This window comes from Micromonospora saelicesensis (assembly GCF_900091575.1).
GTDB lineage: Bacteria > Actinomycetota > Actinomycetes > Mycobacteriales > Micromonosporaceae > Micromonospora > Micromonospora saelicesensis.
Genome location: NZ_FMCR01000001.1, coordinates 596,499 through 608,452, shown reverse-complemented (window position 1 = coordinate 608,452; position 11,954 = coordinate 596,499). Strand labels below are relative to the sequence as shown.

The 11,954-nt window shown below is 72.1% G+C and carries 10 protein-coding genes; 2 read left to right on the top strand and 8 right to left on the bottom strand.

Annotated features, from left to right (window positions below; genetic code table 11):
- Window positions 1–2: 2 nt before the first annotated feature.
- The 6 genes from GA0070561_RS02860 to deoC all read right to left on the bottom strand — a co-directional run bounded on the left by GA0070561_RS02860 (window position 3) and on the right by deoC (window position 6,611).
- Window positions 3–1,256 (bottom strand): cytochrome ubiquinol oxidase subunit I, encoded by a 1,254-nt coding sequence (locus tag GA0070561_RS02860; RefSeq protein WP_091394507.1) that lies wholly within the window; start codon window positions 1,254–1,256, stop codon window positions 3–5.
- 323 nt (window positions 1,257–1,579) lie between these two features.
- Entirely contained in the window at window positions 1,580–2,485 is a 906-nt protein-coding gene (locus tag GA0070561_RS02855) for a M56 family metallopeptidase (RefSeq protein ID WP_091394505.1), read from the bottom strand.
- A 10-nt stretch (window positions 2,486–2,495) separates the two neighbouring features.
- A complete protein-coding gene (locus tag GA0070561_RS02850) occupies window positions 2,496–2,969 on the bottom strand; it encodes a BlaI/MecI/CopY family transcriptional regulator (protein ID WP_091394501.1) in 474 nt (157 codons plus the stop codon).
- A 428-nt stretch (window positions 2,970–3,397) separates the two neighbouring features.
- Window positions 3,398–4,222, bottom strand: a complete 825-nt coding sequence (locus GA0070561_RS02845; RefSeq protein WP_091394498.1) for an aldehyde dehydrogenase family protein — start codon at window positions 4,220–4,222, stop codon at window positions 3,398–3,400.
- Entirely contained in the window at window positions 4,215–5,645 is a 1,431-nt protein-coding gene (locus tag GA0070561_RS02840; protein ID WP_091394493.1) for an aldehyde dehydrogenase family protein, read from the bottom strand. The genes GA0070561_RS02845 and GA0070561_RS02840 overlap by 8 nt, the downstream gene beginning before the upstream one ends.
- A 6-nt stretch (window positions 5,646–5,651) precedes the next feature.
- A complete protein-coding gene (gene deoC / locus GA0070561_RS02835) occupies window positions 5,652–6,611 on the bottom strand; it encodes a deoxyribose-phosphate aldolase (protein WP_091394490.1) in 960 nt (319 codons plus the stop codon).
- A gap of 133 nt (window positions 6,612–6,744) precedes the next feature.
- Here deoC and upp point away from each other — a divergent pair, with 133 nt between their 5' ends.
- On the top strand, window positions 6,745–7,377 hold the full coding sequence (gene upp / locus GA0070561_RS02830; RefSeq protein WP_091394488.1) for a uracil phosphoribosyltransferase: 633 nt from the start codon (window positions 6,745–6,747) through the stop codon (window positions 7,375–7,377).
- A 72-nt stretch (window positions 7,378–7,449) separates the two neighbouring features.
- Window positions 7,450–8,127 carry a GOLPH3/VPS74 family protein gene (locus tag GA0070561_RS02825; RefSeq protein WP_091394484.1) on the top strand — a complete coding sequence of 226 codons (678 nt, stop codon included), beginning with the start codon at window positions 7,450–7,452 and terminating at the stop codon, window positions 8,125–8,127.
- Window positions 8,128–8,140: 13 nt separating this feature from the next.
- Here GA0070561_RS02825 and GA0070561_RS02820 read toward each other — a convergent pair whose 3' ends face one another.
- Window positions 8,141–9,808 carry a phospho-sugar mutase gene (locus GA0070561_RS02820; protein WP_091394481.1) on the bottom strand — a complete coding sequence of 556 codons (1,668 nt, stop codon included), beginning with the start codon at window positions 9,806–9,808 and terminating at the stop codon, window positions 8,141–8,143.
- Window positions 9,809–9,856: 48 nt separating this feature from the next.
- Complete coding sequence (locus tag GA0070561_RS02815) at window positions 9,857–11,923, bottom strand: serine/threonine-protein kinase (RefSeq protein WP_091394478.1); 2,067 nt, start codon at window positions 11,921–11,923, stop codon at window positions 9,857–9,859.
- Between the last annotated feature and the right edge of the window lie 31 nt (window positions 11,924–11,954).

Here is an 11,954-nt window from a genome sequence, read left to right as displayed (position 1 = left end):
CCTCAGAGGAGGGCGGGTTCGGGGTGGGCCGGCTCGCTGGGCGGTGCCGGCGGACGGCCGAGCGCCGGGTCGGCCGCACCGCGCCTGGCGTGCCGGGCGAGCAGCACCCAGTTGGTGACGGCGAGGGTGCCCAGCAGCAGGCTGAACCCGATCAGCGAGGTGAGCATCAGCGGTGCGCTGACCGGGGAGACGGCCTGCTCGGTGGGGAGCAGCCCGTACGCCACCCAGGGTTGACGGCCGACCTCCCGGGAGATCCAGCCGAGGATCACCGCGATGAACGGCAGCGGCAGTCCGAGCAGGATCAGCCAGAGCGGGAAGCGCAGTCGGATGACCCAGTCCCGGAAGAGCAGGGGCAGCAGGAGCCAGACGCAGCCGAGGGTGAAACCGATCAGGATCATGAAGCCCAACCCGACGCTGGCCAGCACCGGCGGGGTGTAGTCGCCGGGGCCGAACCGCGTGGTCCACTCGGCGATCAGCGCCTGGCTCTCCGGGCCGTCGCCGCCGAACTTGGTCGGCTGCACCGCGCCCACCGGGCCGAACTGGGCGAAACCGAAGCCCTGCACCATCGTGATGGCCAGTGCCGCGGTGACCAGGCCGATCCGCAGCGAGGTGCGGAAGAGCGCGAAGTCCGGGGTACGCCGGATCAGGTGCCCGGCGCTGACCGCCGCCATCAGCATCCCGCCGACCAGCAGCGCCGCCGAGACCACGTGCCCGAAGGCCATGCCGAGGCTGGGGTTGGTGAGCAGCGCGCCGAAGTCGGTGAGGTGGGCGATCCCGTCGCGGACCTCGTAGCCGACCGGATTCTGGAGCCAGGAGTTGGCCACCATGATCCAGAACGCCGAGGCGTACGCGGTGATCGCCACGCCCCAGAGCAACGCGAGGTGGACGCCCTTGCCGAGCCGGTGCCAGCCGAAGATCCACATCCCGAGGAACGTGGACTCCAGGAAGAACGCCACAAGCGTCTCGATGGCCAGCGGTGCGCCGAAGACGTTGCCGACGTAGCGCGACAGGCCGCTCCAGTTCAGCCCGAACTGGAACTCCATCACGATCCCGGTGGCGATGCCGAGCACGTAGTTGATCACGTAGAGCTGGCCCCAGTAGCGGGTCAGTCGCTCCCACTTCGGGTTGCCGGTGAGCACCCAGGCGGTCTGCATGCCGACCAGCAGGGTGACCAGCCCGAGCGTGACGACCACGAACAGGAAATGGATCGAGGTGGTGGTGGCGAACTGCAGGCGGGCGAGGAGCAGGGTGTCCATGACCAGCCCTCCATAGCGTTGGCTGCCTTGTCGTAGCCACCCTACACGTAGTTTGCCTACTGGTAAGAACTACTACGCCCTGTCGTAGGAAACTCTACTACGCCACGTAGTACATGGGGGAGATCGCGCTCGATCCTGGATGTAGTGGTCTCGCGGCCCCGGGATGCCCCTCGATCCTGGATCGAGCGCGATCTTGCGAGGGGGTGCCGGGCGCAGTGCGGGCGCAGACGTGCAAGGGCTGGCGCGCGAGGTGCGCGGGCGTGGCGCGGGGCAGCGCCCTCCGCGTGGTTCTGCCGCGTGGGCTCAGTGGTGCCTTGTGGGCGTCAGCTCAGGAAGAGGGTGACCGGGAGGGCGACAAGGGTGGTGGCGACCGCGAGGGCGGTGGCGCCGAGAACCCGGGGCGGCCGGTCGCTGACCAGCAGCCGCTGCACCCGTACGTCGAGATCCCGGTCGCCCATGCCGAGCGCGCCGGCCGGGGTGATCCGGTGCCCGGCGGCGGCGAAGCGGCGCAGCGCACCCGCCAGCGGGGCCTCGGCGTGCAACTCACGGGCCTTGTCGTCGGCGCGCATCTCGACCAGCAGGGCGACCCGCTCGTGCGCGTCGCGCACCCAGCCGAACCACGGCAGCGCCCGGCACAGCGCGGTGAACGGGAGCAGCACCAGGTCGTGCCGCTCGTGGGCGTGCGCACGCTCGTGGCTGAGAACCGCGGCCAGCTCGGCCCGGTCCAGCAGGCTCAGTGTGCCGGCGCTGACCACGACCTGCGGCTTCACCCCCGGCAGGCAGTACGCGGCGGCGCTCGGATGATCCAGCACCAGCGCGCCCGGCGCGGCCGGGTCGTTCCGGGCGACCAGGGAGAGCAGGTCACGGTGGCGACGCTGGGCGCGTACGGTGCCGTGGATGCTGCGCACGGTCGTCGTGACCAGCACCGCTCCGATGCCGAAGCCCACGCCGACGCCGGCCAGGTGGAACGTGCCCACCCCGATCGGCAGGGCGCCGTGGGCGAGGTCGTTGGCCAGGGCGAGCAGCGCGCTACCGGTCGACCGGTCGTACGCGCTCAACCCGAGCGCCATCGGCAGGCCCATCGCCGAGAGGCCCAACGCCAGCCCGACGGCCTGCCAGCAGACGATCGCCACCCGGGGGCTGCGCCACGTCCAGGTGGAACGGGCCAACACCTGGGCGGTCAGATAGCAGGCCAGCATGGTGGCGGCGAAGTGCACGGCGTAGGCCATGGCGCGCGCCCTACCGCTCCGCTGCCTCGCCGGCGGGTCGGCGGCCCGCCGGCCCGTCCACCCGGTCGGTCAGGGCGTCGGCCCCGCCCGCGTCGCCGCCGGTGGAGCCCGGCCCGGTCAGGCCGGCCTCGCTGCCGAGGGCCGCTCGCAGCACCTCGGCCTCGGTGCCGGTCACCGAGCGGGCGAAGCGCACCAGCGCGGCGTCCCGGCTGCCACCCAGGTCGAGGGCATCGAGCATGAGTTGAGCGATGTGCGCCTCGCGGCTGGCCGCCGGACGGTACCGCCAGGCCCGACCCTCCCGCTCCCGTTGCACCATGCCCTTGCCGGCGAGCCGGTCCAGCACGGTCATCACGGTGGTGTACGCCAGCTCACGGCCATCGAGCGCGTCGGCCACCTCGCGGACGGTCACGCCGTCCGACGTGCCGGGAACCACGTCCCACAGCACGTCCATCACCGCACGCTCAAGATCGCCCAACCGAGTCACGAGCCAATCCTACCCCCGGTAGTAGACCCCCACCGACCCCACCAGGCCGTCCCTGCCCCGCCCCACCCCACGCGAGCGGTGATCATGAGGTTGACCGGCTTGACGGAGATCAAACACCCCGCCAACTCCATGATCACCAGCCAGGATCGGCGGCGCCGGCCAAGATCCGGACAAGAAAAGGGTTGTTGCTGCCTCAGGCGCGCGGGAGGCAGCAACAACCCTGAAGTTGCGCGGATCTTGACGCGGGGCCGACGGCCGACGCCCGCTGACCGGCAACCCAACCCGAGGCAGTACCCCCGAGCTGACCCACCCGACGAACCCGGCCCACGTCAGGGTTTTCGGGGGAGCCCCACCCGCGGAGGGATCAAGCCTGACCGCCCGGAGCGGGTGGGGCTCCCCCGAAAACCCAAAAGGCCGAGCAAAGACGATCACACCCCCTTCGGGTGCCACACCGTCTTCGTCTCCAACAGCGCCGTCATCCGATCCAGGCCCGGGTCGACCGACCAGTCGTGGTCGGCCGGGGCCGGTCGGAGCACCCGCTTGAGGTTCTCCGCCGCCTTGACCTCCAGGTCGGTGGCGAGCGCGGCGTCGGTGACCCCGGTCAGGTCGATCGCGTTGACGTCCATGTGCGCGGCCAGCGTCGGCGCGGTCTCGGTGATCGCGCCGGTGAGGATGTTGACCACACCGCCGGGCAGGTCGGACGTGGCCAGCACCTCGGCCAGCGTCACCGCCGCCAGCGGCTCGGTCGCCGAGGCCGCCACCACCACTGTGTTGCCGCTGACGATCGCCGGGGCGATCACGCTGACCAGGCCGAGCAGCGCCGGGCGTTCCGGGGCGACCACCGCGACCACGCCGGTCGGTTCGGGCGCGGAGATGTTGAAGTACGGGCCGGCGACCGGGTTGGCGCCGCCGTACACCTGGGCCAGCTTGTCGGCCCAGCCGGCGTACCAGACCCAGCGGTCGACCGCGGCGTCCACCTCGTCGCCGGGGATGCCCAGGGCGACGAACTGCTCGCGGCGGCCCTCCAGCATCTCGGCGGCCCGGTAGAGGATCTGACCCCGGTTGTACGCGGTCGCGCCGGCCCAGCCCTTGACGGCGGCGCGGGCGGCGACCACCGCGTCCCGGGCGTCCTTGCGGGAGGCCAGTGACACATTCGAGGACTGCACGAGATACGACCGTCCCGACTCGCTGCGCGGGAACTTCCCGCCGATGAAGAGCTTGTACGTCTTGCGTACCGCGACCCGCTCAGACATTGAGGTAGCCCTCCAGCCCGTGCCGGCCGCCCTCGCGACCGTAGCCCGACTCCTTGTAACCACCGAACGGCGAGGTGGGGTCGAACTTGTTGAAGGTGTTGGCCCAGACCACGCCGGCGCGCAGCCGGTCGGCCATCCACAGGATCCGGGAACCCTTGTCGGTCCAGATCCCGGCCGACAGCCCGTACGGCGTGTTGTTGGCCTTCTCCACGGCCTCGGCCGGGGTGCGGAAGGTGAGCACCGACAGCACCGGGCCGAAGATCTCCTCGCGGGCGATCCGGTGTGCCTGGGTGACGCCGGTGAAGATGGTCGGCGCGAACCAGAAGCCCCGGTCGGGCAGGTCGCACGGCGGTGACCAGCGTTCGGCGCCCTCGGCCGAGCCGGCGTCGGACAGCTCGCGGATCCGCTCCAGCTGGGCGGCGGAGTTGATCGCGCCGACGTCGGTGTTCTTGTCCAGTGGGTCGCCGACCCGGAGCTGAGCCATCCGTCGCTTCAGCGACTCCAGCACCCGCTCGGCCACGTTCTCCTGGACCAGCAGTCGGGAGCCGGCGCAGCAGACGTGCCCCTGGTTGAAGAAGATGCCGTTGACGATGCCCTCGACCGCCTGGTCGATGGGTGCGTCGTCGAAGACGATGTTGGCGGCCTTGCCGCCCAGTTCCAGGGTGAGCTTCTTGCGGGTGCCGGCGACCGACCGGGCGATGGCCCGGCCCACGTCGGTGGAGCCGGTGAAGGCGACCTTGTCCACGCCGGGGTGCTCGACCAGCGCGCGGCCGGTGTCTCCGGCGCCGGTGAGGATGTTGACCACACCGGCCGGCAGGTCGGCCTGCTGGCAGATCTCGGCGAAGAGCAGCGCTGTCAGCGGGGTGGTCTCGGCCGGCTTCAGCACCACCGTGTTGCCCGCGGCCAGCGCCGGGGCGATCTTCCAGGCCAGCATGAGCAGCGGGAAGTTCCACGGGATGACCTGCGCCGCCACGCCGATGGGCCGCGGATTCGGGCCGAAGCCGGCGTGCTCCAGCTTGTCGGCCCAGCCCGCGTAATAGAAGAAGTGCGCGGCGACCAGCGGCAGGTCGACGTCGCGGGACTCGCGGATCGGCTTGCCGTTGTCCAGCGATTCCAGGACGGCCAGCTCGCGGGAGCGCTCCTGGATGAGCCGGGCGATCCGGTACAGGTACTTCGCCCGGTCCCGGCCCGGCATCGGGCCCCAGACCTTGTCGTACGCCTTGCGGGCGGCGCGCACCGCGCGTTCCACGTCCTGGGCGCCGGCCTCGGCGACCTCGGCCAGCACCTCCTCGGAGGCGGGGTTGATCGACTTGAAGCTGCCACCGTCGGTCGGGTCGACGAACGTGCCGTCGATGAACAGCCCGTACGAGGGTTTGAGGTCCACCACCGAGCGGGACTCGGGGGCGGGGGCGTATTCGAACATCGGCTATCAGTCCAGGGTGAAGTAGTCGGGACCGGAGTAAGTGCCGGTCGTCAGCTTGGTGCGCTGCATCAGCAGGTCGTTGAGCAGGCTGGACGCGCCGAAGCGGAACCAGTCCGGGTCGAGCCAGTCCGGGCCGACGGTCTCGTTGACCATCACCAGGTACTTGATCGCGTCCTTGGTGGTCTTGATGCCACCGGCGGGCTTCACGCCCACCTGCCGCCCGGTCGCCTCGCGGAAGTCACGCACCGCTTCCAGCATCACCAGGCTCACCGGCATCGTCGCCGCGATCGGGACCTTGCCGGTGGAGGTCTTGATGAAGTCGCCGCCAGCCAGCATGGCCAGCCAGGAGGCCCGCCGGACGTTGTCGTAGGTGGCCAGCTCGCCGGTCTCCAGGATCACCTTGAGGTGGGCGTCCCCGGAGGCCTCCTTGGTGGCCACGATCTCGTCGTAGACCTCCTTGTACCGCCCGGCCAGGAACGCACCCCGGTTGATCACCATGTCGATCTCGTCGGCGCCGGCCGCGACGGCGGCCCGGGTGTCGGCCAGCTTGATCTCCAACGGCGCCTGACCCGACGGGAACGCGGTCGCCACGCTGGCCAGGTGCACGGCGGAGCCGCGCAGCACCTCCGCCACGTAGGGGACCATCGCCGGGTAGACGCAGACCGCGCCGACGTGCGGGCAGGACGGGTCGGCCGGGTCCGGACGCAGGGCCTTCGCGGCGAGCGCGCGCACCTTGCCCGGGGTGTCCGCCCCCTCCAGGGTGGTCAGGTCGACCATCCGGATCGCCAGGTCGATCGCCTGGGCCTTGGCGGTGGTCTTGATGGAGCGGGTGCCGAGCTGTGCCGCCCGCTGCTCCGCGCCGACCTGGTCCACGCCGGGCAGGCCGTGCAGGAAGGTCCGCAGAGCGGTCTCGGATCGTCCCAGCTCGGAGAGCTCCGACCGGGCCGACGTCGTTGTCGCCGTCATGCCGAGAAGTCTACGCACGAGACCCCCGAGTGATCTTGCTCACGACCGCTCCATGACGTGCCGACGTGAGCGGCGTCCCTGGTCCGACCGCACCCGCACCGCCGCACGGTACGGACCGGTAGGTTGAGCGATCGTGGACGTACACGTCATTGACCACCCGCTGGCCCAGTCCAGGTTGACTGCCATGCGGGACGCGCGCACCGATTCCTCGACGTTCCGGGCGGCGCTGCACGAACTGACCACCATGCTGGTGTACGAGGCGGCACGCACCTTCCCCGTCGAGCGGTACCCGGTGCAGACGCCGGTCACCGGCACCGAGGGCACCCGGCTGGCCAACCCGCCGCTGCTGGTCCCGGTGCTGCGCGCCGGGCTGGGCATGGCGGACGCCGCGTTGGGCCTGCTGCCCGAGTCGTCGATGGGTTTCGTGGGCCTGGCCCGCGACGAGGTGACCTACGAGCCCCGCGCGTACATGGAGTCACTGCCACGCGACTTGGCCGGGCTGCCGGTGCTGGTGCTGGACCCGATGCTGGCCACCGGCGGTTCGCTGGAGCACTCGTGTCGGCTGCTGGCCGATCGGGGCTGCACCGACATCACAGTGCTCTGTGTGCTCGCCGCCCCGGTCGGCATCGAGCGGCTGGAGCGCTCCGGCCTGCCGTTGCGCCTGGTCACGGCCTCGATCGACGAGGGGCTCAACGACAGCATGTTCATCGTCCCCGGCCTCGGTGACGCCGGCGACCGCCAGTTCGGTGGCATGCCCCGCTTCTGAGGCGATACCCGGTCGGTGCCGGGTCCGGCGGGTCCGTGCGCGGGGTGCCCGGACCCGCTACCGTCTCCGGCCATGACTGGTGTTGCGCTCGCCGAGGAGTTGCTGCTCCTCGCCTACGACGACACGACCGGCAAGGCGACCATGCCACGGATCAGCCTGGACCTGGGCATGGCCGCCGCGGTGCTGGTCGAGCTGGCTCTGGCCGGCCGGATCGCGTACGCCGACGGGTCCCTGGCGGTGATCGATCCGACGCCGACCGGCGAGCCGTTCAGCGACGATGTCCTCAGCCGGATCGCCGCCGACACCCCGCACACCCCGGCGTCCTGGGTGCAGCGTCTGCGGCACGGCCTGCGCGACCGGATCCTCGCCGACCTGTGCCGGCAGGGCGTCGTCCGGGACGTCGACGAGACCGAGCTGGGCTTCATCCACGTGCACCGTTACCCGGTCGTGGACACCTCCGTCGAGGCGGAGACCCGCCAGCGGCTGGCCGAGGCGCTGACCGGCGCGGCAGCCCCGGACGAGCGGACCGCCGCGCTGGCCACCCTGGTCGTGGTGCTCCGGATGGAGTCCGCGCTCGGGGTGAGCGGCGAGGCCGCCGCCGATGCCCGCCGCCGGTTGACGGAGATCGCCACCGGCGCCGGGTTCTCCGGCGAGGTGAGCACCGACGACTCGGTGGTCCGCCCGTCGGTCGGCTTGGTCGTCGCCGCCCTGGCCAGGGCCGTCGACCAGGCCCTCGGCCCGCGCCGCTGACCCAAGGCGCCGGTCAGAGCCCCAGAGCTGCGGCGATCTCGCCACGCAGGGCGGCGACCGCCTGCGCCGCCCTGCTGCGGGCCGTCCGGACGTCACCGTCCACGACCGGTTCCACCACCTCGAGGTACGCCTTGAGCTTCGGCTCGGTCCCGGACGGGCGGATCACCACCCGGGCCACCGCGGTCCGCAGGATCACCACGTCCGACTCGGGCAGCAGGTCCCGGACGCTGTCCACCGGCTGCCCGAGCAGGGTGGCCGGGGTGTCCGCCCGGATCCGGGCCATCGCGTCGGCGATGACCCGCAGGTCGTCCACCCGGGCCGAGAGCTGGTCGGTGTGGTGCACGCCGAACTCGGCGGCCAGCTCGTCCAGCCGGTCGGTCAGCGTACGACCCTGCGACTTCAGGCCGGCGGCCAACTCGGCCACTGTCAGCGCGGCGGTGATGCCGTCCTTGTCTCGGACGTGTTCCGGGGCGACGCAGTAGCCGAGCGCCTCCTCGTAGCCGAAGACCAGGGGCGCGCTTCCGCCGCCAGCCCGCACGATCCACTTGAAGCCGGTCAGCGTCTCGTCGTAGGGCAGACCCCGGGCCGCGCACATCGCCCGCAGCAGTGACGACGACACGATGGTGGTGGCGTAGAGCCCGGTCACCCCCCGGCGCATCAGGTGGTCGGCGAGCAGGACGCCCACCTCGTCGCCCCGCAGCATCCGCCAGCCGTCGCGGTCGTCCCGGACGACCACAGCGCAACGGTCGGCGTCCGGGTCGTTGGCGATGGCGAGGTCCGCGCCGGTGGAGTCGGCCAGGGCGATCAGCCGGTCCACCGCGCCCGGCTCCTCCGGGTTGGGGAATGACACGGTGGGGAACGCCGGGTCCGGCTCGGCCTGGTCGGGCACCACCCCGGGGGTCGGGAAGCCCGCGCGGGCGAAGGCGGCGGTGAGCACCGCTGCGCCCACCCCGTGCAGCGGGGTGTATGCCACCGTCAGGTCCCGTGGCCCGTCCGGGTCGATCACCGCGGTGGCCCGTTCGACGTACGAGGCGACCAGGTCGTCGCCGAGCACCTGACCGGGCTCGCCCAACGGCACCTGGGCCAGCGGCCCGACCGATCGGATGGCGGCCTCGATACCGGCGTCGGCGGGTGGCACGATCTGCGCGCCGGCGCCCAACTCGCCGCCCAGCTCCGCGCCGAGGTAGACCTTGTAGCCGTTGTCCTGCGGCGGGTTGTGGCTGGCCGTGACCATCACTCCGGCGACACCGCCGAGGTGCCGCACGGCGTACGCCAGCACCGGGGTGGGCAGCGGGTGGGGCAGCAGCAGCGCCGGGCGGCCCGCACCGGTGGCCACCTGTGCGGTGCGCTCCGCGAACTGCCGGGAGCCGTGCCGGGCGTCGTACCCGATCACCAGCGGGCCGTTGCCGCCCTGGGCGGCGAGCCAGGTGACCAGGCCGGCAGCGGCCTGGGTGACCACGGCGAGGTTCATGCCGTTCGGGCCGGCGCGCAGCGGGCCGCGCAGGCCCGCCGTGCCGAAGGTCAGGGGGCCGGCGAACCGGTCGGCCAGCTCCGGGGCGCTCGCCGGCAGCCCGTCGAGCACCGCCGTCAGCTCGTCCCGGCTGGCCGGGTCGGGGTCGTCGGCCAGCCAGCGCCGGGCTTGCTCGCGAATGTCGTCGATGTCAGTGGTGTCCGCCGCCATGCCCCTTGATAGCACGGCGGCGGATCACCCCTGTGGGTTCCCTCCGGCTCAGCCGTTTCCGGTGAGCTGGAACGTCCGCGTCATCTCGTCGAAGATCGGCTTGCTCTCCGCGAACTTGGCGTCCGTGGCGGTGAGGTAGAACGAGTACGCCTTGCCGTCCTGCGCCACGCCCCGCCAGACGCCGTGCCGCATCGCGTCACCCTCACCGCAGGTGTACTCGAATTCCGCTGCCGGCTTGCTCGCCAGCTCGGTCTCGGTGGAGGAGATCTGGTTGTACGGCTTGACGCAGGAGGTGCTCCGGGTCTTGAGGCCGTTCTCGGCAGTCTCGGCCCACCGGGTGGAGCTGCTGCTCCACTTCTCGGTGATGATGCGGACCTTGCGGCCGCTGTCCGCCGGGTCGATGTAGTCGGTGTACGAGCCGCCGGTGGCCTTTTTCCAGCCCTTCGGCACCATGACCTGGATTCCGCGGGCGGTGTGCTCCTGCATCTCGACAGTGGGGGCCGCCGGGGCGGACGTGGTGGGCTGTGCGGCCGGGGTGCTCGGCGGGGGGTCTTCGCCGCCGGAGAGCGCCACAGCGGTGATGAGCAGCACGACGACCAACCCGCCGGCCGCGGCGAGCTGGACCTTGCGCGGCCAGCCCTTGACCGTGGTGACGAGCTGACCACCGGTGGCCCGGACCTTGTCCAGCGCGCTGCCGCCCGAAGCGGCGGGCGTGGTGGCCCAGGGCTGGCCGGTGCCCGGCACCGACCACTGGTTGCCGCCGCCGTAGGTGCCGCCGACGCGCTGGGTGGCCTCCGGTGCTGCGCCGCCGTACCCGACCTGCTGGGTGGCATCGGCCGGGCTGCCGTAGCTGACCCGCTGGGTGGCGTCGGGGTGCCCGCCGGCGTCCACCCGCTGGGTGGCGTCCGCGTTGCCGCCGTAGGTGCGCCCGGCCGCCGGTCGGCCGGGAGTCGGCATCGCGCCGGTCGGCGTGTGCAGCGGGCCGGCCAACGCGTCGGCGCTGGTCTCGTCGAGCCCACCGGTGGTGCCGGCCGCGGAAGCTGCCTGGGGGCGCTCGCCCCGGCGCAGCGAGGCCAGCCGGTCGGTCAGGGACTCGCCCGGGGCCAGCATCGCCTTGCCACCGATCTGGCTGTCCGGCTTCGGCTCCGGCTGGGCCGGCGGGAGGACGGGGATGGGGCGCTGCTGCACCGGCACCACTGCGTACGGGTCGGTGACCGAGTGCACAGCCGTCGCCGTGCTGCCCAGGGGGCCGGCGAGCAGCTCGCGCAGCATGGCCCGGGAGGTGTGCACGTCGAGTCGGCGCGCCGGGTCCTTCTCGAGCAGACCCATCAGCACCCGGGTCAGCGGGCCGCTGCGCTGCGGTGGGGCGGGTGGGTCCTCCACCACGGCGTGCATGGTCTCGATCGGGTCGCCCTTGTCGAACGGGGGCCGCCCCTCGACCGCGGTGTAGAGCGTCACACCCAGCGAGAAGAGGTCACTGGGCGGGCCGAACTCCTGGCCCATGGCCCGCTCGGGCGAGATGAAGTGCGGCGAGCCGAGCACCATGCCGGGGGTGGTGAGCTGCACGTCGGTGGGCATCCGGGCGACCCCGAAGTCGGTCAGCACGCAGCGCCCGTCGGTGCAGATCAGCACGTTTGCGGGCTTGACGTCGCGGTGCAGCACGCCGATCGCGTGCGCGACCTCCAACGCGCCGAGCAGCGCGATGCCGATCTTGGCGACGGCACGGGGCGCGACCGGCCCGTCCTCGATCACCATGTCGGCGAGGCTGCGGGCGTCCAGCAGCTCCATCACGATCCACGGCCGGCCGGCCTCGGTGACCACGTCGTACACCTGCACCACAGCGGGGTGCTGGATGGCGGCGGCGGCGCGGGCCTCCCGCAGGGTGCGTTCGTACATCGCGTCGCGGTCGCTGGGGGCCAGCCCCGGGGGCAGGACGACCTCCTTCACCGCCACGTCACGGCGCAGCAGGGTGTCTGTGGCGCGCCACACCGTGCCCATGCCGCCGTTGCCCACCGAGGACCGCAGCGAGTACCGGCCACCAATGGTGGTGCCGGGCGCCGCTCGTCCGTTGGCGGGACTAACTGGTCCGCCGCTCCACGTCGGGATCTGAGTCACAGAAAAGCCACCGGGGGAAATCGAGGGGGGC